Raw genomic sequence first — 21,132 nt, 5'->3', positions numbered from 1 at the left:
CACGCCGATTCCAGCAGGCGCTATTGTTGTGATTCGCGGTCCGGGGACGAGGACCGGCGTACGCATCAGGGCGGTCTTGCATTCAGGCGGCGAAGAGGACCAAGACATGCCGGGGGATAACCCGCTTCACGCGGGACGGGCCGTTTCCGGCGGCCATGACGATTCGAGGATTACCGGCACCGCCACGCGAGGCGAGCGCCTTTCATTGCGCGCGCGCGCCGGGCTGTTCCTTGCCGGCTCCGCACTTGGCTGGCCTTTGGCCGGCACGGTGGCCCACGCCCGGGCTGCTGGTGCGGAGGCCGCCAGCCTGTCGGTGACCACGGTCGAGGTCGTGCAGCTTGCCGTCTTTGTCGGAGTGATGGGAGCGGCATTCCTGTCGGCCATCGTTCTGATCCGGGAGAGAGCGCGTACCTCGGCCGAAAATGTCGAGCTCAGGAGCCGCATCGCGGACATCAACGCGGCGCTGCGCCGTTCGGAGGCGCTGCTCAACCTGCGCGACCAGCGTGTCGTCGTCTGGGCCTCGGAGAACAAGAAACCCGAGATCATCGGCACGCTGCCGGTCGAAAGCGGCGCGCCCGAGGAGCGGGCCGCCTTCCTTGCCTTCGGCCGTTGGCTGATGCCGCGCTCGGCGGCGGCACTCGAGCATGCTGTCGCGGGGCTGCGCGAAAAGGCCGTGTCCTTCGACCTCGTCATCGAAACGCAGACCGGCGCTCCGCTGGAAGTGCATGGCCGCAAGAGTGCGGCGCATGTGCTGGTGCGGTTCGTTTCCCTTTCCGAGACGCAACGCAGCCAGGCCCGGCTGAAGATCGAGAACCAGCGGCTGGCCGCCGACCACGATACGATGATCGGCCTGCTCGAGGCGCTGAAGATGCCGGCATGGCTGCGCGGCGAGGACGGCCGCCTGAGATGGGTGAACCGGGCCTACGCCAAAGCGGTCGAGGCCGAAAGCGCGGAGATGGCTGTCCGCGACGCCAAGGAATTCCTCGGCGGCCAGGCGCGCGAAGCGATCGCTGCCCAGCACAAGTCCCATCCGGTCTTCGAACAGACGCTTTCCACGGTGATCGAAGGCGACCGCCGCGTTTTCGCGGTGACCGATTTCGCCGGCGCCGACGGTTCGGCCGGGCTTGCCTGCGACACCAGTGCAATCGAAACCATCCGCAGCGAATATGAGCGCACCGTGCGCAGCCACGCCGACACGCTCGACCAGCTCAACACGGCGGTCGCGATCTTCGACACCGACGAGAAGCTGCGCTTCTTCAACCAGGCTTTCCAGAAACTCTGGGGCCTCGATGCAGGCTTCCTGCACAGCGCGCCCGATAATGCTTTGCTGCTGGATCGGCTGCGCAGCGAGGGCAAGATCGCCGAGCAGCCGGAGTGGCGCCGCTGGAAGGAAGGCCTGCTCGGCGCCTACCGCGCGGTGGAATCGCAGGAGCATTGGTGGCACCTGCCCGACGGCAAGACAATCCGCGTCGTCGCCAACCCGCAGCCCAAGGGCGGCGTCACCTGGGTGTTCGAGAACCTGACCGAGAAGATGGACCTCGAAAGCCGCTACCGCACCGCAGTGCGGGTCCAGGGCGAGACACTCGACAACCTCGCCGAAGGCGTGGCGGTGTTCGGCCCCGACGGCAGGCTGCGCCTATCGAACCCGGCATTTGCTACTTTGTGGGGCCTGGACGCCGAAACCGCCAGGCCCAATGTCCATGTTTCCGCAATCCGTGAACTTTGCGACCGGCAAGCGATCGACAGCCCGTGGGGCGGCTTCGTCGCAGCCATCACCGGCTTCGACGACGAGCGCCGCGACCGCCACGGGCAGACCGAGCTCAAGAGCGGCACCGTGCTGCGCTACGCCGTGATCCCCCTGCCCAACGGGCAGGTGATGATGACCTTCGTCGACGTCACCGACAGCGTCCGTGTCGAACGCGCGCTCAAGGACAAGAACGAGGCGCTGGAGAAATCCGACCAGCTCAAGAACGAATTCGTCCAGCACGTGTCCTACGAACTGCGTTCGCCGCTGACCAACATCATCGGATTCACCGAACTGCTGTCGCTGCCGGCCACCGGTCCGCTGACGCAGAAGCAGCGCGAATATGTCGAGCATGTCGGCTCGTCGTCTTCGGTGCTTTTGACCATCGTCAACGACATACTCGACTTAGCCACGGTCGATGCCGGCATCATGCAGCTCGACATTTCCGAGGTCCATGTCGACCGCACCATCGCCGCCGCCGCCGAGCTGGTTGCCGACCGGCTGGAAGAGCATTCAATCAGGCTCGAGGTCGATGCCGCGGCGGCGCCGAAGACCTTCCACGGCGACGAAATCCGCATCCGCCAGATCCTCTATAACCTGCTCAGCAACGCCGCCAACTACGCGCCGGAGGCCAGCGCCATCCGGCTCGCCTGCCGTCAGTTGGCGGACGGTGTGGAATTCTCGGTCCACGACGATGGACCCGGCATGCCGCCCGACGTGCTTGATTCGGTGTTCCGCCGCTTCGAGCCGCGCGCCAATGGCGGCCGTCGGCGCGGCGCCGGACTCGGCCTCTCGATCGTCAAGAGCTTCGTTGAGCTGCATGGCGGCAGCGTCCGCATCGAAACCGGCAAGGACAAGGGCACGACCGTCATCTGCACCTTTCCCGACATGCCGGGCATCCGCGCCGCGGCCGAGTAGCGCACTCGATGGCCGCATTGATGCTCGAGCGTTTACTCGCCGACGAAACACAGACGGCGCGGCTGGGTGAGGATCTGGCGCTGGCGTTGCGCGCCGGCGATGTCCTGGCGCTGAAGGGCGATCTCGGCGCCGGCAAATCGACGCTGGCGCGGGCGCTGATCAGGGCCTTGGCCGACGATGCCGGCCTCGACGTGCCGAGCCCGACCTTTACCCTGGTGCAAAGCTACGACACGCGCATCCCGGTCCATCATTTCGACCTCTACCGCCTGTCCTCGGCAGCCGAGCTCGATGAACTGGGCTTCGACGAGGCGTTGGCGCAAGGCGCGGCCCTCGTCGAATGGCCGGAACGGGCTGAGGGTTATTTGCCTGGGACCGCCGTGCTGATCGAATTGGTCCAGCATGGTGATGGCCGATTGGCGAAACTGTCCGGGCAAGGCGCTGCCTACGATCGCGTGGCGCGCTCGCTCGCCATGCGCGGGTTCCTCGAAAGCGCTGGATGGGGCGAGGCCAGCCGCCGCCATTTCATCGGCGATGCCTCTGCCCGCTCCTACGAAATTGTCTCGCTTCCAGGCCATGCCGCGAGGGTGCTGATGAACTCGCCGCGGTTGGTGCTGGGCCCGCCGGTGCGCGACGGCAAGCCCTATGGCGTCATCGCCCACACCGCCCAGTCGGTGTCCGCCTTCGCCGCCATCGACCGCGCGCTGCTCGCCGCCGGGGTCAGCGTCCCCAAAATCCATGCGCAGGATCTCGACCAGGGGTTCCTGCTGCTCGAACATCTGGGTTCCGAAGGGTTCCTGGACGGGCATGGCAGGCCGGTCGCCGGGCGTTATGAAGCGGCGGCCGAACTGCTCGCCATGATGCATGACAAGACCTGGCCCCACCGGATGGAGGCCGCGCCCGGCGTGTTTCACGATGTGCCGCCCTTCGATCGCGACGCCATGCTGATCGAGGCGGACCTGCTGGTCGATTGGTACGTGCCGATGCTGACGGGCGCTCCGGCGGGCGATGCCTTGCGCGTCGGCTACCACAAGGAGTGGAATGCGGTTCTCGACCGCCTCGCGGACAGCCAATACACGCTGATGCTGCGTGACTTTCATTCGCCGAACATCATCTGGCGCGCTGAGCGCTCCGGCCATGACCGGCTCGGCATCGTCGACATCCAGGACGCGCTGATCGGCCCCGCCGCTTACGACGTCGCCTCTCTGGCCATGGACGCGCGCGTCACCATCCCGCCAGCCATCGAGAAACGCACGCTCGATGCCTATATCGCCGCCCGCCACGCGGCCGGCCCATTTGACGAGGCGACGTTCCTCGAGGCCTATGCGATCATGGCGGCGCAGCGCAATTCCAAGATCCTCGGCATCTTCGTCCGGCTCGAAAAACGCGATGGCAAGCCCTATTATCTGAAGCACCTGCCGCGTATCCGCGACTATCTGCGCCGGGCGCTGTCTCATCCTGCCCTGGCCGGCCTTCGCGAGTTCTATACCGCCCACGGTCTGCTGGAGGAGCAAACGCCGTGACAACGATACCGGACGGCGAGCCCAAAACTGCGATCGTGCCCAAAACTGCGATCATGCTTGCCGCGGGGCTCGGCAAGCGCATGCGGCCGATCACCGACACGATCCCCAAGCCGCTGGTCAGGATCGCCGGCAAGACGCTGCTCGACTGGGGCCTCGACAGTCTTGTCGCGGCCGGCATCGACAAGGCGGTCGTCAACGTGCACTACCTTCCCGAACAGATCATCGCCCATCTCGTCGCGCGCCATGCGCCACGGATCGTCATTTCGGACGAGAGCGAGCGGTTGCTCGATTCCGCCGGCGGCATCGTCAAGGCGCTGCCGGAGCTCGGCGACCAGCCCTTCTATGTCCTCAACGCCGACACCTTCTGGATCGACCACGGGACGCTCAATCTCAACCGCCTCGCCCTTGCATGGGACGCCGCGAGAATGGATATTCTGCTGATGCTGGCGGATCTCCATCAGGCGACCGGACACTGCGGTAGCACCGATTTCCTGGTGGCGCCGGACGGCACCCTGCGGCGTTCCAAGGGCGATCCGGCGGGCCTGATCTATGCCGGGGCGGCGATCGTCCATCCGCGCATCTTCAAGGGTGCCCTGCCGGAACCGCATTCGCTTAACGCCTACTTCGACAAGGCGATCGCCGCCGGCCGGCTGTTCGGCACGCCAATGCATGGCCATTGGATCACCGTCGGCACCCCCGACGCCATTGCGAGCGCGGAAGCGGCGGTCGCCGACGCGCTAGCCGAGTCGCAATGAGCGGCCCGGGCCGCGTTTTCTCCATTCCTCCCGGTGCGCCGTTTCTGCCGACGCTTGCCGAGGCGCTGCTGGCCGGGCGTCTTGTTCCGGGCTTTCGCTTCGATGGCGACCCGCTCGCCTTGGCCGATGTCACCATCTATGTGCCGACGCGCCGCGCCGCGCGCGCCTTGCGCGGCGTCTTCGTCGACAGTCTCGCGGCGAGAGGCGGCGGCGGTTCGGCGATTCTGCCGGTCATCCGACCGCTCGGCGAATTCGACGAGGACGAGGCCGCGTTCGAGACGGAAGCGTCGGCGGCCATCGACCTCGCGCCGCCGATCGCGGCAACCGAACGCCTGTTGCTGCTGGCGCCGCTGGTGCGTGCCTGGAAACGCCGCTTGCCGGCGCATGTGGCGGCGCTTTTCGACGAGGAGATCGTCATTCCTGCCTCCTCCGCCGATGCGATCTGGCTGGCGCGCGACCTCGCCCGGCTTATGGATGAGATCGAGACGGAAGGCACGGACTGGACGCGGCTCGCCGATCTGGTGAGCGGCAATCTCGCGGGATGGTGGCAGGTCACGCTCGATTTCCTCGGCATCGTCACCGAAGCCTGGCCGAAATTCCTTGGGGAACGGAATCTCTCCAACCCGGCCGCGCATCGCAGCGCCTTGATCCGGCTGGAAGCGGCGCGGTTGCGACGCAATCCGCCCGCCGGGCCGGTTATCGCCGCCGGTTCCACCGGCTCCATCCCCGCCACGGCAGAGCTGCTGGCCGCCATTGCCCGCTTGGCGGGCGGAGCCATCGTGCTGCCAGGCCTCGACCGGACGATGGATGAGCCGTCCTTCCAGGCCATCACGGCGCCGGGCGCACGTCCGGCCGTGCTCGGCCATCCGCAATACGGCCTCGCCAAGCTGATCGGCACCATGGGTGTGCTGCGGGGCGATGTCGAGGAGATCGGCGCGGCCGGACATGAACTCGCGCTTCGCGCCGCCCTCGTCGGCGAAGCGCTGCGGCCGGCCGAGACCACCGAATTGTGGGCCGAGACGCGCAGCGGCTTTTCCGTCTTCGACATCGAGCAGGCGTTCGCCGGCGTGAGTCTGCTGGAAGCGGCCAGCGAACGCGATGAAGCCGTGGCGATCGCCGTCGCGCTCAAGCGCGCGGTCGAGCAGCCCGGCCAAAGAGCGGCCCTCGTTACCGGTGATCGTGCGCTGGCGCGCCGCGTCTCGGTCGAACTCGGGCGCTTCGGCGTCGTCGCCGACGATTCCGGCGGTGTGCCGCTTTCCAACACGCCCGCCGCCGGCCTGCTGGGGCTGGCGTTGCAGGCGGTGTTCCGTCCCGGTGACCCGGTCGGCCTGCTGTCGCTGCTCAAGCATCCCCTGCTTGCCCTTGGCCTGGCTCGGACGAGCGTTCGCCACGCGGCGGAATTGATCGAGCTGGTGGCGTTGCGCGGCGGCACCGGCCGTCCCGACATCGCATCGCTGCCCGACCTGTTCGAAGCCCGCCTGGTTGACCTCGGCGGCGACAGCAGGCGGCCTTTCTGGTTTGCCCGGCTGACCGTGCGCGCTATCGAGGACGCGCGCGATCTGCTGCGGCGGCTGATGGAAGCCGTGGCGCCGCTTGCCGCCTTTCGGGGTCAAGCCGACGCCGGTCTTGTGGCGCTCGTCGGGTCCAGCGTCGTGGTGCTGGAAAATCTCGGCCGTGCGGCCGATGGCGGGCTTGGCGCACTCTATGCCGGCGATGCCGGCGAGAAACTGGCCGACCTGTTGCGTAGACTGGTCGCGGCGTCGGTGTCGCTGTCGTTTGCCGCCGACGAATGGCCAGACGTCATGGCGGCGCTGATCGCGCCCGAGACGGTCAAGCCGGCGCAAGGCACAGACAGGAACATTGCCATCTGGGGGGCCCTGGAAGCCCGCTTGCAGAATGTCGACACGCTGGTCATCGGCGGCATGAACGAAGGTGTGTGGCCGCGCAAACCCGAAAGCGACCGCTTCATGTCGCGGCTGATGAAGACCGGCATCGACCTGGAGCCGCCCGAACGGCGCATTGGCCTTGCCGCGCATGATTTCCAGATGGCCATGGGGGCGGCGAAGGTGGTGCTGTCGCGCTCCGCACGCGCCGGCGACGCGCCCGCCGTGCCCTCGCGCTGGCTGCAGCGCATTCTCACTTATATCGGGAAGGACCAGGCAGCCAGGCTTACCGAACGTGGCGAGGAACTCATCGCCTGGGCGCGCGCGCTCGATACCAGCCCGCGGCGGGACTTCGCGCCGCGCCCGCAGCCGAAGCCGCCGGTCGCGCTGCGTCCAACCCATTTCTCGGTCACCGAGATCGAGACGCTGCGTCGCGATCCCTACGCCATCTATGCCAGGCGCATCCTCGGCCTGCTGCCGCTCGACCCGGTCATCCGCGACCCGGGTGCGGCCGAGCGCGGCACGCTGTTCCATGCCATCCTGCATCTGTTCTCGGGCAGCGTGGCCGATCCGCGTGCTCCCGATGCGCTGGCCGGCCTGCTCGCCGCCGGCCGGACCTGCTTTGCCGAGGCAGCACTTCCCGCCGATGTCGAGGCGGTGTGGTGGCCGCGTTTCGAAAAGCTCGCCGCCAGCATCATCGAATGGGAACGCGGCCGCGCTGGGGCCGTGGCCCGGCGCCACGCCGAGGCGCGAGCGGGCAAGACCATGGTCGGCCAATCCGGCATCACCCTGTCGGGCTATGCCGACCGGGTCGATCTTCTCCATGGCGGCATGGCCGACATATTGGACTACAAGACCGGCTCTTCGCCTTCCAAGGCGCAGGCGCACACGCTGCTGGCGCCGCAACTGGCGCTGGAGGGCGCGTTGCTCAGGCGCGGCGCTTTCCAGGAACTCGGCGCGCGCGAGCCCTCGCAATTGGCCTTCGTCAGGCTGAAGCCGAATGGCGAAGTTTTCGAGGAATCGATCCTCGAATACAACCGGCAGCCACGCACCGCCACGGACCTCGCCGAGGAGGCCTGGGCGCGGCTGGAGAAATTGCTCGTCCACTATGCCGATCCGGCGGCCGGCTATCTGTCGCGGGCACTGCCGTTCCGCGAAGGCGAGACCGACGGCGACTACGACCATCTCGCCCGCGTGCTCGAATGGTCGGCGGGCGGCGATGCGGATGAGGAGGGAGGGGAGGCATGAAGAAAGCCTACCCCATCCCCGGCGAAACCGCCTCCAGGCAGGCCAGCGCCTCGGATCCGAGGAATTCCGCCTGGGTGTCGGCCAATGCCGGGTCCGGCAAGACCCATGTGCTGGCCCAGCGCGTCATCCGGCTCCTGCTTCGCGGCACCGATCCGTCGAAGATACTGTGCCTGACCTATACGCGTGCCGCCGCCGCCAACATGTCGAACCGGGTGTTCTCGACCCTGTCGGAATGGACCGCGCTCGGCGATGCCGAACTGGCGGTGAGGGTCGAGGCGCTCGATGGCCGCCGGCCCGACCGCGAAACCATGCGCCGCGCCCGCCGCCTGTTTGCCGAAGCGCTGGAAACGCCCGGCGGGCTGAAGATCCAGACCATCCATGCCTTCTGCGAATCGGTGCTGCACCAGTTCCCGCTGGAAGCCAACATCCCCGCGCATTTCGAAATGCTCGACCCGCAGATGGAGGCCTCGTTGTTCGCCGCCGCGCGCCGTGAGATGATTTCGGGCAGTGCGGCGGATCGGCCGGACCTCGCCGATGCCTTCGCCGCCGTGCTCGAGCGCGGTGGCGAGGCCGGGCTCGACGCCCTGCTCGCCGAGATCGTCCGCAAGCGCGACGAACTGGGCGCCTTCATCGGCGAAATCGATCGAGGCGGCCCGAACTTCCAGACGCTGTTCGACGAATTCCATTTCCGCCCCGGCCAGACCGCCGAAGGCATAGCGGCCTCTCTCTGGCCTCTGCCCGGCTTCCTGCCGGATTATTTTGCCGGCTTCGCCCAGGCGGCGGAAACCGCCGACGCCAGGACGGTGCTCAACAACATCTTGCCTCATGCGCGCCTGGCTTTCGCGGAAACCGACCCCGTGCGCCGCCTGCAACTGCTTTCGCGGGCTTTCCTGAAGGCCGACGGCGACGTCTACGATCCAGCCAAGGCCTTCAAAAAGGCGCTGCTCGACCGGCTGCCGGACCTGGCGGATCGCTATCTCTCGGCGACCGCCGCAATCGTCGAGACGGTCGACCGGCTCGCCCTGTTCCGGATGCTGGAGGGCACGGGCGCCGCGCTGACGCTGGCCGACTGGCTGATCGCCCGCTACGAGCAGCTGAAGCGTGGCCGCGGGTTCCTCGACTTCAACGACCTGATCACCCGCACCGTCAGTCTCCTGGCCAGGCCCGATGCCGGCCCGTGGGTGCAATACAAGCTCGACCAGGGCATCGACCACATCCTGCTCGACGAGGCGCAGGACACCAGCCCCGACCAATGGGAGGTGGTGAAGCGGCTGGCCGAGGAATTCTTCGCCGGCATCGGCGCCCGCGACAACGCGCATCGGACGATCTTCGCCGTCGGCGACGAAAAACAGTCGATCTATTCCTTCCAGGGCGCGGCACCGGATTCCTTCGCCGACAGCAGGCTCCTGTTTGCGGCCAAGGTGCGCGACGCCGATGCGCCCTTCGCCGACCTGAAGCTCACCTGGTCGTTCCGCTCGACCGACGATGTTCTGGCCGCCGTCGACCGTGTCTTCGCCGATCCGGTCGTGCGGCGCGGCATCAGCCATGACCGCGACCCGCTGAGCCACAAGGCGATACGCACCGATGCGCCGGGCTATGTCGAGGTCTGGCCATCCATCGGCGCCGATGTCGTCGACGAGCCGGACGACTGGACGCAGGCAGTCGACCATGCCCGCGCGCCGGCGGTTCGGGTTGCCGAAAACGTCGCCGCCACCATTGCCGGCTGGATCGGCAATGGTGAGGTCATCGAAGGCCGCGGCAAGAGGCTGCGCCCCGGCGACGTGCTGGTGCTGGTGCGCAAGCGCGATCGCTTCGTCCATGCCCTGACGCGTGCCTTGAAGCGTCGCGACATTCCGGTGGCCGGCGCCGACCGCTTGAGCCTGCCCGGCCACATCGCGGTCAAGGACCTGATCGCGCTCGGCCATTTCCTGATCCAGCCGCAGGACGATCTGTCGCTCGCCGCCGTGCTGCGGAGCCCGATCTTCGATCTGTCGGAAGAGGCGCTTTTCACACTGGCCGCGCAAAGACCGTCCGGCCTGTCGCTGGCCGCATCCCTGCGCCAGCATGCCAGCCGAAGCGTAGCGCTCGCGGCGGTCGCCACTCAACTCGACATCTGGGCCAACGAGGCCGCCTTCAAGCCGGTGTTCGAATTCTATGCCGGCATGCTGGCGCACGGTGGCGTGCGCAGGAAGATGATCGCACGGCTCGGGCCGGAAGCGGGCGACATTCTCGACGAATTCCTGAGTTTCTGCCTTGCCGAGGAGCGGACCGGCCTGCCCGGGCTGGAAGCCTTCCTGTCGACGCTGGAGAGCGCCGGCCCCGAAATCAAGCGCGAGATGGACCAGACCCGCGACGAGGTCCGCGTCATGACCGTGCATGCAGCCAAGGGGCTCGAAGCGCCTGTCGTCTTCCTGGTCGATGGCGGTTCGGCTCCGTTCAGCGATCAGCATCTGCCGCGCCTGATGCCGTTCGAGGGTTCGGGGCTGAACTGGAGCGGTAAGGGCTTTCTCTGGCGCTCGGCCAGCGACGTCGCCAACGGCATTTCGAAGGCTGCCGCGGCCAGGGCGCGCGATCTCGCCGATGACGAGTACCGGCGGCTGCTCTATGTCGGCATGACCCGGGCCGAGGACAGGCTGATCGTCTGCGGCTATCACGGCAAGCGCGCGCCGAACACAGGCACCTGGCATTCGCTCGTCAGCCGTGCCCTGGTCGGGGCGCCGGAGAGCACCGAGTATCCGCACCCGGCCGGCGGCGTTTCAGTGCATCGCTTCCAGGTGACCGGGCTGCCGCCCTTTGCGCCGGTCGCCGAAAGCGAGGCCAGGCAGACGCGGGACTTCGGGCCGCCGCCCGAAATCTTGTTCAGGTCGCTGCCGCCATACGAGGACCTGCCGCGCCCGCTGTCGCCATCCGGAGCCTCGGCCCTGATCGACGAGGGCAAGGAAAGCGTCATCGACACCGGCTCGCCGGTGCTGGATGGCGGCGCCGAACCCGGCTTCGCCGTCATGCGAGGCCTGGCCCTGCACAAGCTGCTGCAGATGCTGCCCGGCGTGGCGCAGGACGAACGCCAGGGCGCGGCCGAAATTTATCTCGCCCGCGCCGGCGCGCAATGGCCGGCCGGCGAGCGCGAAAAGGCCGTCGCCTCGGTGATGGCGATCCTTGCCGATCAGCGCTTCGCGCCGCTTTTCGGGCCCTCTTCGCGCGCCGAAGTGGCGGTCATGGGCAGCCTCGACGTCAGGGGCACGAAACGCTCGATTTCCGGCAAGATCGACAGGTTGGCGGTGACGCCGGACCGCGTATCCATCGTCGACTACAAGACCAACCGGCCGGCGCCCGCTTCGCTGGGAGAGGTTCCGCCCGCCTATCTGCTGCAGCTCGCGCTCTATCGCGCCCTGCTGCGGCCGCTCTATCCCGGCCGCGAAGTCACGGCGGCCTTGCTGTTCACGGAGGCGCCACGGCTGATCGAGCTGCCGGCTCGGGCCATGGATGACGCACTTGCCCGACTCACGCGAGCGTGACACAAGAACTGCTTGAAGAAGGGCGCGGCAACCACCACATTTGGTGCGACGAAAAAATTTCGAAAGGATTTCCGCATGGCTACCGTCAAGGTCGACAAGAACAATTTCCAGACCGCTGTGCTCGACGCCAAGGAGCCGGTCGTGGTGGATTTCTGGGCGGAATGGTGCGGTCCCTGCAAGATGATCGCGCCGGCGCTGGAAGACATCGCCAATGAACTCGGCAGCAAGGTGAAGATCGCCAAGCTCAACATCGACGAGAATCCCGAACTCGCAGCGGAATTCGGCGTGCGCTCGATCCCGACGCTGATGATCTTCAAGGGCGGCGAAAGAGCCGATGTGAAGGTTGGCGCCGCGCCCAAGACCGCGCTGTCGCACTGGATCAACGGTAATCTCGCCTGATCCATTCGAAATTCCCGATATCAAGCCCGGCCAATCGCGCCGGGCTTTTTGTTGGCGTCATCGGTCGCCCGTTCTGGCCCTGACATGCGGAGCCTCCATGTTTTCTGCTGACAGCAGAAGCAGGGAGAGAAAAAATGACCGGATCCGCCAAGGCCACCGTCTTCATCGACAATGAGCGCGTTATTGTCACGGAATACCGCTTTCAGCCGGGCGACAACACCGGCTGGCATCGCCATGGCCACGACTATGTGGTCGTGCCGTTGATGGACGGCAAGGTGAAGCTTCTGACCAAGGACGGCGAATCCTTCGCCGAAATGAAGAAAGGCGCGCCCTATTTCCGCAGGGAAGGCGTCGAGCACGACGTCATCAGCGCCAATGAAGGCGAATATGCCTTCATCGAGATCGAGCTGAAATAGCGGCGTTCGCCTCGAATACGGCAGCGGAGATTCATGGCGAGTGACGAGCCATCAATTGCCATCTTGATGGCAGATACAAGCCGGGATACGTGTCTTTTCAACAAGGAGTTTGAAATGGCCGAACCCCAGCTCTCAGTCCGTAGCGCAAAGGCACGCGAGCCGAGATCGCTTTAGGCGCCGGGTAGGATAGATTTCTGATTATCGGTATGTCACGTCGGCGGCGTGCCGTTCTCCGCCAACACCGCTCCAGCCAGATAGAGCGACCCGCCGATCAGGATGCGCGGCGGCGGGCCGTCCCAGGTGTCGCGCAGCAACATCAGCGCGCTGGCGACGGAACTCACCGGCTCGGCCGTCAGCCCGGCCTCCGTGGCGCGGGCCGCCAGTTCGTCGTTCGGCACGCTGGCGTCGCTTAGGCTCACCGGCACCGTATAGACGTGCCGGGCGAGGCCATTGAAGGCGCGGAAATAGCCGCTCTGGTCCTTGGTGTTGATCATGCCGGAGATGAGAAAAAGCGGCCTGGGGTTCTTCTCTTCCTGTTCGGCGAGCGCCTCGGCGACGACCACGCCGGCGCCCGGATTGTGGCCGCCGTCGAGCCAGATGTCGGCGCCCTTGGGCGCCAGTTCCGTCAGCCTGCCTTGCGACAGCTTCTGCATCCGCCCCGGCCAGGCGACAGTGGTCATCGCCTTCTCGGCGGCACGGTGGCTGATCTCGAAGCCGGCTGCCTTGACGGCAGCGATCGCGGCGGCGGCATTGGCGAACTGGTGGCGCCCGGGCAGCCGCGGCGGCGGCAGATCCATCAAGCCGTCATCGTCCTGATAGACCATGCGGCCGTTCTCCTCGAAGGCGAGGAAATCCTGTCCATAGACCAGGGTCGGGCAGCCGAGCCGCTCGGCGGTTTCGATCAGCACCTGCTGCGCCGCCTCGGTTTCCTGCGCCCCGATGACCACCGGGCAGCCGGGCTTGATGATGCCGGCCTTCTCGGCGGCGATCAGTTCGACGCGGTCGCCGAGATAGGCTTCGTGGTCCATCGACACCGGCATGATCACCGAGACAGCCGGCCTGGCGATGACATTGGTGGCGTCGAAGCGGCCGCCGAGCCCGACCTCGATGATGGCGGCGTCGGCCGGATGCTCCGAAAACAGGATGAAGGTGACGGCGGTGAGGATCTCGAAAACGGTGATCTTCTCGCCGCCATTGGCCTTGGCGACGCGGGCGATAGCCTCGGCGAAGATATCGTCCTCGACCAGCCTGCCGCCGCCATCAGCCGCCAGCCGGTAGCGCTCGTGCCAGCTGACCAGATGCGGCGAGGTGTGCACGTGCACGAGCCGGCCGGACGCTTCCAGAAGCGCCCGCGAGAAGGCGGCGCAGGAGCCCTTGCCGTTGGTGCCGGCGATATGGATCACCGGCGGCAGCAAGTCCTGAGGATTGCCCAGGCGCTCCAGCAGCCGTGAAATGCGGTCGAGCGAAAGGTCGAAGCCTTTCGGGTGAAGCGCCATCAGCGCGTCGATTTCACGGTCGGCGGCAAGCGTGGTCATGTAAGAGTCCTAAGCGCGCGATGGATCGCGCGCAATCGCGGTTCGCGGCAAAGAGTGTCGCGTCAGGCCTGCGGCCGTGCTTCCGTGGCGACCACCGCCGGCGGCAGGATTTCCGGTTCCAGGGGCTTGTGCTCTTCCGGCATCTTGAGCAGCATCTTCAAGAGCCGCGCGATGGTCTGGCGCATCTCCAGTCGCGACACCACCATGTCGACCATGCCGTGCTCCATCAGATATTCGGAGCGCTGGAAGCCGTCCGGCAGTTTTTCCCGGATGGTCTGCTCGATGACGCGCGGTCCGGCGAAGCCGATCAGCGCGCCTGGCTCGGCGATGTGCACGTCGCCCAGCATGGCGTAGGAGGCAGTGACGCCGCCGGTGGTCGGATTGGTCAGCACGACGATGTAGGGAAGGCCGGCCTCCTTCAGCCGGTCGACGCCGACCGTGGTGCGCGGCAATTGCATCAGCGACAGGATGCCTTCCTGCATGCGCGCGCCGCCGGAAGCGGCAAACAGGATCAGCGGCCGCTTGCGCTGCACGGCCACCTCGAAGGCATGAACGATGGCGTCGCCCGCGGCCATGCCGAGCGAACCGCCCATGAAGGCGAAATCCTGCACCGTCACCACCACCGGCAGGCCTTCCACGGTGCCCAGCGCGTTGACGATGGCATCTTCCAGGCCGGTCTTGGCCTTGGCGTCCTTCAACCGGTCGGTGTAGCGCTTCTCGTCACGGAACTTCAGCGGGTCCAACATGACCTTGGGATTTTCGAGCTGCTCATATTTGCCGTCGTCGAGGAAGTATTTCAGCCGCTCCTTGGCCGAGATCTTCATGTGATGGCCCGAAGACGGGATGACGAACTGGTTGGATTCCAGATCCTTGTGGAACACCATCTCCCCGGTCTCGGGATCCTTGATCCACAGGTTCTCGGGCATGTCGGTGCGCCGGCCGAGCATCGAATTGATCTTCGGGCGAACGTAGTTGGTGATCCAGTTCATCGCTTCGGCTCCTGTCCTGACGAAGAGTTAGAGCAATTCCAGGAAAAGTGTGAACCGGTTTTCCGTCCGGAATTGCGGTAAAACAAAAAGATAGAGCGGTTCGGCGTTTCCGTGAAACGGCAAACCGATCCAGGGCATGCCGCCCGGGATGGCGACGTGCACAAGACCTGAGGTAGGAAAACTATTCGGCGGCAGCAAGGCGGGCCGAGCGCACGCCCTGTGCAAGGCCGCTGACCAGCGTGGCGACGGCCTCGGCCGGGTCGGCGGTCTTTTCGCCCTTCGGCCCCAGCACATTGGCGACCGCATTGACGATCGCGGTGCCCACGACGACACCGTCGGCATTGGCGCCGATGACGCGCGCCTGTTCGGCGGTCTTGACGCCGAAGCCGACGCAGACCGGCAGATCGGTATGGCCCTTGATGCGCTTGACCGCCGCAGCCACCTTGCCGGTGTCGGCCAGCGCGGAACCGGTGATGCCGGTCATGGACACGTAATAGACGAAGCCGGACGTGTTCTGCAGCACCTTGGGCAGGCGCTTGTCGTCGGTGGTCGGCGTTGCCAGCCGGATGAAGTTGATGCCGGCTTTCAGCGCCGGGATGCACAGCTCCTCGTCCATCTCAGGCGGCAGGTCGACAACGATCAGCCCGTCGATGCCGCTGGCTAATGCGTCCTTGAGAAAGCGGTCGACGCCGTAGATGTAGATCGGGTTGTAGTAGCCCATCAGGACGATCGGCGTCTCATTGTCGCCGGTGCGGAAGTCAGCCGCCATCTTCAGCGTCTTGACCAGCGTCTGGCCGCCTTTCAGCGCCCGCAAGCCCGCGGCCTGGATCGCCGGGCCATCGGCCATCGGATCGGAGAACGGCATACCGAGTTCGATAATGTCCGCGCCGGCCGTTGGCAGCGCCTTCATGATCGACAGCGACGTCTGATAGTCCGGGTCGCCGCCCATGAAATAGGTGACGAGCGCTGGGCGGCCTTCGTTCCTGAGCTTCGCCATGCGGCGGTCGATGCGGGTGGTCATGTCTGGCCCTTTGGACGAATTTTGCTCATAATCAACTCCCAAGTCGAACTGTCCAACGGGCCTAGATCTCCATGCCCAGCATCGAAGCCACCGTATGCACGTCCTTGTCGCCGCGGCCGGACAGGTTGACGATGACGATCTGGTCCTTGTCCATGGCGGGCACGATCTTCACCGCATGGGCGATGGCGTGCGCCGATTCGAGCGCCGGGATGATGCCTTCGACGCGCGTGGTCAGCTTGAAGGCCTCCAGCGCCTCGTCGTCGAGGATCGGCACGTATTCGACGCGGCCAGAATCGCGCAGCCAGGAATGCTCGGGCCCGACGCCGGGATAATCCAGGCCGGCCGAGATCGAATGGCCGTCCATGATCTGGCCGTCGGCATTTTGCAGGAGATAGGTGCGGTTGCCGTGCAGCACGCCCGGCGCGCCGGCATTCATCGAGGCGCAGTGTTCGACGCCGTCGAGGCCACGCCCGCCAGCCTCGATGCCGATGATGCGGACATCCTTGTCGTCGAGGAACGGATGGAACAGGCCGATAGCGTTGGAACCGCCGCCGACGGCGGCAATGATGGTGTCGGGCAGCCGGCCCTCCTGCTCGAGGATCTGCGCGCGCGCCTCCGAACCGATCACCGACTGGAAGTCCCGCACCAGCTCCGGATAGGGGTGCGGGCCGGCCGCAGTGCCGATCAGGTAATAAGTGTCCTCGACATTGGTCACCCAGTCACGAAGGGCTTCGTTCATGGCGTCCTTCAGCGTGCCGTGGCCGGCGGTCACCGGCCGCACTTCGGCGCCGAGCAGCTTCATGCGGAACACGTTGGGGCTTTGGCGGGCAACGTCGGTGGCACCCATATAGACGACGCAGGGAAAGCCGAAACGGGCAGCGACGGTGGCCGACGCCACGCCGTGCTGGCCGGCTCCGGTCTCGGCGATGATGCGCGTCTTGCCCATGCGCTTGGCCAGCAGGATCTGGCCGAGGCAATTGTTGATCTTGTGCGAACCGGTATGGTTCAGGTCCTCGCGCTTGAAATAAACCTTTGCGCCGCCCCCGAGGCCCTTTGCCGAGGAAACCTCACGAAGATGTTTCGTCAGGCCCTCGGCGAAATAAAGCTTCGAGGGCCGTCCAGCATAATGGGTCGAAAGATCGGTGAGCTCAGCCCTGAAATCTGGATCGTTCTTGACCTCGTTCCAGTGCCGTTCGAGGTCGAGGATCAGCGGCATCAGCGTTTCGGCAACGAAACGACCGCCGAAAATGCCGAACATGCCCTGTTCGTCGGGTCCCGTGCGGAAGGAATTGGGTGTCGCCGGCTTGTTCATCGCCGATCTCCTGGCATCTCGATTTTCTTAAGCATGTCCTGTCGAAAACCGGTTTCCACTTTTCCGGGACATGCTCGGGTTTGAGCCGGTCAGGCGGCGCGGTCGTCTCGCGCTGCCTTGACGGCCCGGAAAAACTGCTCGATCAGCGCCGGATCCTTGACGCCCGGCGCGCTTTCCACGCCGGAGGAAATATCAATTCCGGGCGGGCTGGCAAGCCGAAGGGCATCGCCGATATTGGCGGCGTTGAGCCCACCGGAAAGCATGTAATCGAGCCCGGCGTCAAGGCCGGCCAGGATGCGCCAGTCGAACGCAACGCCATTGCCGCCCGGCAGTTCGGACCCCTTCGGCGGCTTGGCGTCGAACAGGAACCGGTCCGCGACCCCGACAAACGGTTTGATACGCTCGAGATCGGCGGCTTCGCTGAGCGGCAGCGCCTTCATGACCGGCAGGCCATAGCGGGCTTTCAGTTCGGCCACGCGCTCTGGCGTTTCCGAACCATGGAGCTGCAGCATGTCCGGGCGCATGCGGTCGATGATCTCGTCCAGGAAGGCATCATTGGCGTCGACGGTAACGGCAACCGCCAAAGCCTTGCCGCGGGCGGCTTCGCGCAGCCGCCCGGCTTCGGCGGGTTCGACGTAACGCGGGCTCTTGGCAAAGAAAATGAAGCCGACATTGCTGGCGCCGCCGGCCAGCGCCGCGGCCATTGCCTGGTCGGTCTTCAAGCCGCAGATCTTGATGTCGAGTGCCATGGCGCGGGAATTGGCATGAAATCGAGGCAGAGTCGAGAAAAAGCATGCTGTTTGCCGGCAAGGCCAACGGCGCTACCTATCCATGGGAAGCATGCAAGGCGGGAGAACATCATGGCCGACAGAACCGTTGCCGAACTCAAGCAGAAGATCGCGCAGGCGCGCGAAGTGATTGCGCATCTGATGGACAAGGCCGCCTTCAACGGCGCCGAGGCGCATCGGGCGCTCGACTATTTCGGCGGCGACGCATTCGACCGGAATTTTTTGCCCTGGCCGCATCACGCCGAAGAGGGGCTGCGGCCGGAGGAGCTGAATGCGGCGAATGACGATTGAGCGATTTGCGCCCTGGTAGATGCCGGCGGGGCAGAGGGGACCGCGAAGGAACGCTACCTACCATTTGATTCACGCCGCCTCTAAGCGGCCGCGTTATTCTATTCAAACACAATCGCCTGCAGGGCGCCGCCATTGCGCTTCAGCCAGTCCTTGCAGCGATCGGTGTCGGGGCAGAGCTTTTCGCACAATTTCCAGAATTTCGGTCCGTGGTTCATCTCTTTCAGATGCGCCACTTCATGCGCGACGAGGTAGTTGATGACGGGCGGCGGCGCCATCATGATGCGCCAGGAAAAGGACAAATTGCCTTCGGAAGTGCACGAGCCCCAGCGGCTGGACGTGTCCTTGTAGCGGATCGCCTTGGCGCGCTTGCCAAGCGCCTCGGTGTGCCTGGCCACCAGCTTCTCGATCTCCTTCTTGGCCTCGCGCTTCAAAAAATCGGCGATGCGGCGCGGCAGGTGGATGCGCTCGCCATGCACGATCAGCAGCGGACCGCGTTCGTCGCGCGACACGGTGACGGTGCCGCGCCTTGACGGTTCATGCACGATGCGGTGCGGCACGCCGCGTATGGGTATCTTGATGCCCGGCCGTACCTGCGGCCGCGTCGGCACCTTGGCCAGCCGCTGCTCCAGCCAGTCCTGATGACGGTCGAGGAACCGCTCCACCTCGCCGCGGCGCAGGCCCGGCGGCACGGTGATACGCAGGCCCTGGCCGCCGGAATCGATGCGCAACGTCAGACGGCGCGCCCTGTCGCTCTCCACGATCTTGAGCGGCAGCGTGCGGCCGGCGACGCAATATTCGCGCTCCACGACAGGCTTGGGCTTCGTCAGATTGCGGAAGAATCCGAGGGTCATGGCCGGACGATACGCGATTCGAGAAAAACGAATAGAACAAAAAAGCAACGGCGCCGCTCGCGCGGCGCCGTTTTTTTTACAATCAGGTCTGCCCTACCGCGCCACGCGTCCTGTGGGACGCACAAGCGACAGTGTAGCACTTAAAAGTGGCGCGTGACCCTTGCCGAAAATCGGTTCCGGTTTTCGGAGGCATGCGCCGGGCTTTAGTCGTCAAGCAGGTTCGAGCCCTTGCCGCGCTTGGTGGGGGCCGTGCCGGTGCTTGGGTCGGATTTCGCCGGCGCGGTCGACTTGTTGCGGTTGGCCATGAAGCGATCGAACTCGTCCTGATCCTTGGCGCGACGCAATTCGCGGGCGTAGTCGTCGAACTCGGCCAGCATCTCGTCGAGCTTGCGGCGTTCCTCTGCCAGGCGCTCAAGCTCCTTTTCGCGCCAGTCGTCGAACGCGACGTTGCCGGTGCGGGCGGAGCCGTGGCCCCAGCGCGCGGCTTTGTCGGAACCGCGGCGGCAGCCGGCGAAGATGCCGTCGGTCGCGCGGTTGACGTCACGCTTGAAGCCCTCGAGCCGGTCGCCCCAGATGATGTAGGCGAGCATGGCGAAGCCGAGCGGCCAGAACACCATGAAGCCGATCACCATCAACGCGATGGTTGCCGGCGTCCAGGCCGGGCGGATCAATGCAGATGTGTTCATTTTCTCCCATTCCTTCGGTTGGAGACAGCCAGGACCGGCTGCGTGGAATCGAAATGGGAAGGCAAAAACGGCGATTCAAGACAATGTCGGCTAAAACCGGACAAGCTGCTGAAATGATTATCGCTTTTTGAGCATATCGAGGAAAAGCACGACCAGCCCAGCAATCAGTCCCCAGAAGGCGGCGCCGACGCCGAACAAGGTCAGCCCCGAAGCGGTGACGACGAAAGTGACGGTGGCGGCCATGCGCTCGCTTTCGTCCTTGAGCGCGATCGCCAGCGCGTTGGCCAGCGAGGCCATCAGCGCAAGACCCGCAACCAGCACGATCAGGCTCTGCGGCAGGACGGCGAAGATCGCCACCAGAGAAGCGCCGAAAATCGCGAAGATCAGGTAGGCAAGCGCATAGAACGGCCCGGTCTTCCAGCGCTCGGCGGGATCGGGATGAACATCGGGCCCGGTGCAGATAGCCGCCGAAATTGCCGCCAGATTGGTGGTCGAACCGCCGAACGGCGCCGAAAGCAGCGAAAACAGGCCGGTGATGCCGATCAGCGGACCGGGTTCCGGAAGGTAGCCGGCGGCGCGCAGCACGGCGAGGCCCGACAGGTTCTGCGAAGCCATGGTGACCAGGTAGAGCGGCACTGCCAGGCCGATTATCGCCTTGGCGGTGAACACAGGCGCAATCACAGTGAGCGTCGACAGTTCAGGAGTGGGCAAACCGCCGACGCGGCCGGTGAGAAACGCGGCGAGCCCGCCGCCGACCAGCACTGCCAGCACCGACAGCGCCGGATTGAACAGGCGGATGACGAAGAAGGCAGCGATCAACGGCAGGATCAGCCAGGGGTCGACGGGAACAGTCTTGACCGCGTTGAGGGCGAAGGTGACGACAATGCCGGCCAGCATTCCTGAAGCGACCGAGGGCGGTATCCCCGAGATCAGTTTCGTCAACGGCCGAAACAGCCCGGTGGCGACCAAAAGAATGGCGGTAACGATGAAGGCGGCGACGGCCTCGCCGATCGAAAAGCCGCTCGACGCCGCCATCAGCGCCAGGCCCGGCGTCGACCAGGCGGTGATGACGGGCATCTTCGTTCGCCAGGACAGCCACAGGCTTTCGACCGCCATGGCCAGGCAGATGGTGGTCACCCAGCTCGCCGTCTGAATTTGCGTCGCGCCGACCGCGTGGGCGGCGGCAATGACGATGGCCAGCGTGCCGCCGAAACCGACGATGGCCGCGACAAAAGCTGAGACCGGGATGGAAAGGCGCATC

General features: G+C 65.6%; 16 protein-coding genes. 8 read left to right on the top strand and 8 right to left on the bottom strand.

Annotation, left to right across the window (positions count from 1 at the left end; genetic code table 11):
* Positions 1 to 106 precede the first annotated feature (106 nt).
* From LB566_RS20115 to LB566_RS20085, 7 genes are all read left to right on the top strand, one after another.
* Positions 107 to 2,662, top strand: coding sequence for a sensor histidine kinase (locus LB566_RS20115; protein ID WP_224626049.1), 2,556 nt, complete (start codon positions 107 to 109; stop codon positions 2,660 to 2,662).
* An 8-nt stretch (positions 2,663 to 2,670) separates the two neighbouring features.
* Positions 2,671 to 4,182, top strand: coding sequence for a tRNA (adenosine(37)-N6)-threonylcarbamoyltransferase complex ATPase subunit type 1 TsaE (gene tsaE / locus LB566_RS20110; RefSeq protein ID WP_224626039.1), 1,512 nt, complete (start codon positions 2,671 to 2,673; stop codon positions 4,180 to 4,182).
* 53 nt (positions 4,183 to 4,235) lie between these two features.
* The gene (locus LB566_RS20105; protein ID WP_224626661.1) at positions 4,236 to 4,937 is read left to right on the top strand and encodes a nucleotidyltransferase family protein; all 702 of its coding nucleotides are present in this window, start codon (positions 4,236 to 4,238) and stop codon (positions 4,935 to 4,937) included.
* Positions 4,934 to 8,068 carry a double-strand break repair protein AddB gene (addB, locus tag LB566_RS20100; RefSeq protein ID WP_224626028.1) on the top strand — a complete coding sequence of 1,045 codons (3,135 nt, stop codon included), beginning with the start codon at positions 4,934 to 4,936 and terminating at the stop codon, positions 8,066 to 8,068. Before LB566_RS20105 ends, addB begins: the two co-directional genes overlap by 4 nt.
* Positions 8,065 to 11,583: a double-strand break repair helicase AddA gene (gene addA / locus LB566_RS20095; RefSeq protein WP_224626018.1), complete on the top strand. Its 3,519-nt coding sequence runs from the start codon at positions 8,065 to 8,067 to the stop codon at positions 11,581 to 11,583. Before addB ends, addA begins: the two co-directional genes overlap by 4 nt.
* Before the next feature lie 12 nt (positions 11,584 to 11,595).
* On the top strand, positions 11,596 to 11,982 hold the full coding sequence (gene trxA / locus LB566_RS20090) for a thioredoxin (protein ID WP_411910494.1): 387 nt from the start codon (positions 11,596 to 11,598) through the stop codon (positions 11,980 to 11,982).
* A gap of 134 nt (positions 11,983 to 12,116) precedes the next feature.
* Positions 12,117 to 12,398 carry a cupin domain-containing protein gene (locus LB566_RS20085; RefSeq protein WP_140524093.1) on the top strand — a complete coding sequence of 94 codons (282 nt, stop codon included), beginning with the start codon at positions 12,117 to 12,119 and terminating at the stop codon, positions 12,396 to 12,398.
* Between the two features lie 209 nt (positions 12,399 to 12,607).
* Here the strand turns inward: LB566_RS20085 and LB566_RS20080 are convergent, their stop codons facing one another.
* The 5 genes from LB566_RS20080 to LB566_RS20060 all read right to left on the bottom strand — a co-directional run bounded on the left by LB566_RS20080 (position 12,608) and on the right by LB566_RS20060 (position 18,004).
* Positions 12,608 to 13,933 carry a bifunctional folylpolyglutamate synthase/dihydrofolate synthase gene (locus LB566_RS20080; RefSeq protein WP_224626016.1) on the bottom strand — a complete coding sequence of 442 codons (1,326 nt, stop codon included), beginning with the start codon at positions 13,931 to 13,933 and terminating at the stop codon, positions 12,608 to 12,610.
* 62 nt (positions 13,934 to 13,995) lie between these two features.
* Positions 13,996 to 14,922, bottom strand: a complete 927-nt coding sequence (accD, locus tag LB566_RS20075; RefSeq protein ID WP_140643805.1) for an acetyl-CoA carboxylase, carboxyltransferase subunit beta — start codon at positions 14,920 to 14,922, stop codon at positions 13,996 to 13,998.
* Between the two features lie 181 nt (positions 14,923 to 15,103).
* Complete coding sequence (gene trpA, locus LB566_RS20070; RefSeq protein WP_140550415.1) at positions 15,104 to 15,943, bottom strand: tryptophan synthase subunit alpha; 840 nt, start codon at positions 15,941 to 15,943, stop codon at positions 15,104 to 15,106.
* 61 nt (positions 15,944 to 16,004) lie between these two features.
* Positions 16,005 to 17,255 (bottom strand): tryptophan synthase subunit beta, encoded by a 1,251-nt coding sequence (gene trpB, locus LB566_RS20065; protein WP_140550414.1) that lies wholly within the window; start codon positions 17,253 to 17,255, stop codon positions 16,005 to 16,007.
* A gap of 89 nt (positions 17,256 to 17,344) precedes the next feature.
* Positions 17,345 to 18,004, bottom strand: coding sequence for a phosphoribosylanthranilate isomerase (locus tag LB566_RS20060; protein ID WP_224626014.1), 660 nt, complete (start codon positions 18,002 to 18,004; stop codon positions 17,345 to 17,347).
* A gap of 111 nt (positions 18,005 to 18,115) precedes the next feature.
* On the opposite strand from LB566_RS20060, the gene LB566_RS20055 reads away from it, so the two are divergent.
* The gene (locus tag LB566_RS20055) at positions 18,116 to 18,334 is read left to right on the top strand and encodes a hypothetical protein (RefSeq protein WP_224626012.1); all 219 of its coding nucleotides are present in this window, start codon (positions 18,116 to 18,118) and stop codon (positions 18,332 to 18,334) included.
* 98 nt (positions 18,335 to 18,432) lie between these two features.
* Here LB566_RS20055 and LB566_RS20050 read toward each other — a convergent pair whose 3' ends face one another.
* The 3 genes from LB566_RS20050 to LB566_RS20040 form a co-directional block, all read right to left on the bottom strand.
* Complete coding sequence (locus tag LB566_RS20050) at positions 18,433 to 19,185, bottom strand: M48 family metallopeptidase (protein ID WP_140643796.1); 753 nt, start codon at positions 19,183 to 19,185, stop codon at positions 18,433 to 18,435.
* 203 nt (positions 19,186 to 19,388) lie between these two features.
* Positions 19,389 to 19,871, bottom strand: a complete 483-nt coding sequence (locus LB566_RS20045) for a DUF2852 domain-containing protein (protein WP_224626010.1) — start codon at positions 19,869 to 19,871, stop codon at positions 19,389 to 19,391.
* Positions 19,872 to 19,988: 117 nt separating this feature from the next.
* On the bottom strand, positions 19,989 to 21,131 hold the full coding sequence (locus tag LB566_RS20040) for a benzoate/H(+) symporter BenE family transporter (RefSeq protein ID WP_224626009.1): 1,143 nt from the start codon (positions 21,129 to 21,131) through the stop codon (positions 19,989 to 19,991).
* Between the last annotated feature and the right edge of the window lies 1 nt (position 21,132).

Origin of the sequence: Mesorhizobium sp. CA13 (assembly GCF_020165235.1) — a bacterium.
Lineage (GTDB): Bacteria > Pseudomonadota > Alphaproteobacteria > Rhizobiales > Rhizobiaceae > Mesorhizobium.
The sequence above is the reverse complement of the archived record's forward strand: the minus strand, read 5'-3'. Positions and strand labels throughout refer to the sequence as shown.

Bases quoted from the DNA above. Each gene is read 5' to 3' on its own strand.
- LB566_RS20115 (WP_224626049.1), top strand. From the start codon at position 107: ATGCCGGGGGATAACCCGCTTCACGCGGGACGGGCCGTTTCCGGCGGC.
- LB566_RS20050 (WP_140643796.1), bottom strand. From the start codon at position 19,185: ATGACCCTCGGATTCTTCCGCAATCTGACGAAGCCCAAGCCTGTCGTG.
- LB566_RS20105 (WP_224626661.1), top strand. From the start codon at position 4,236: ATGCTTGCCGCGGGGCTCGGCAAGCGCATGCGGCCGATCACCGACACG.
- LB566_RS20040 (WP_224626009.1), bottom strand. From the start codon at position 21,131: ATGCGCCTTTCCATCCCGGTCTCAGCTTTTGTCGCGGCCATCGTCGGT.
- accD (WP_140643805.1), bottom strand. From the start codon at position 14,922: ATGAACTGGATCACCAACTACGTTCGCCCGAAGATCAATTCGATGCTC.
- addA (WP_224626018.1), top strand. From the start codon at position 8,065: ATGAAGAAAGCCTACCCCATCCCCGGCGAAACCGCCTCCAGGCAGGCC.
- LB566_RS20060 (WP_224626014.1), bottom strand. From the start codon at position 18,004: ATGGCACTCGACATCAAGATCTGCGGCTTGAAGACCGACCAGGCAATG.
- LB566_RS20045 (WP_224626010.1), bottom strand. From the start codon at position 19,871: ATGAACACATCTGCATTGATCCGCCCGGCCTGGACGCCGGCAACCATC.
- addB (WP_224626028.1), top strand. From the start codon at position 4,934: ATGAGCGGCCCGGGCCGCGTTTTCTCCATTCCTCCCGGTGCGCCGTTT.
- tsaE (WP_224626039.1), top strand. From the start codon at position 2,671: ATGGCCGCATTGATGCTCGAGCGTTTACTCGCCGACGAAACACAGACG.
- LB566_RS20080 (WP_224626016.1), bottom strand. From the start codon at position 13,933: ATGACCACGCTTGCCGCCGACCGTGAAATCGACGCGCTGATGGCGCTT.
- trpA (WP_140550415.1), bottom strand. From the start codon at position 15,943: ATGACCACCCGCATCGACCGCCGCATGGCGAAGCTCAGGAACGAAGGC.
- LB566_RS20055 (WP_224626012.1), top strand. From the start codon at position 18,116: ATGGCCGACAGAACCGTTGCCGAACTCAAGCAGAAGATCGCGCAGGCG.
- trpB (WP_140550414.1), bottom strand. From the start codon at position 17,255: ATGAACAAGCCGGCGACACCCAATTCCTTCCGCACGGGACCCGACGAA.
- LB566_RS20085 (WP_140524093.1), top strand. From the start codon at position 12,117: ATGACCGGATCCGCCAAGGCCACCGTCTTCATCGACAATGAGCGCGTT.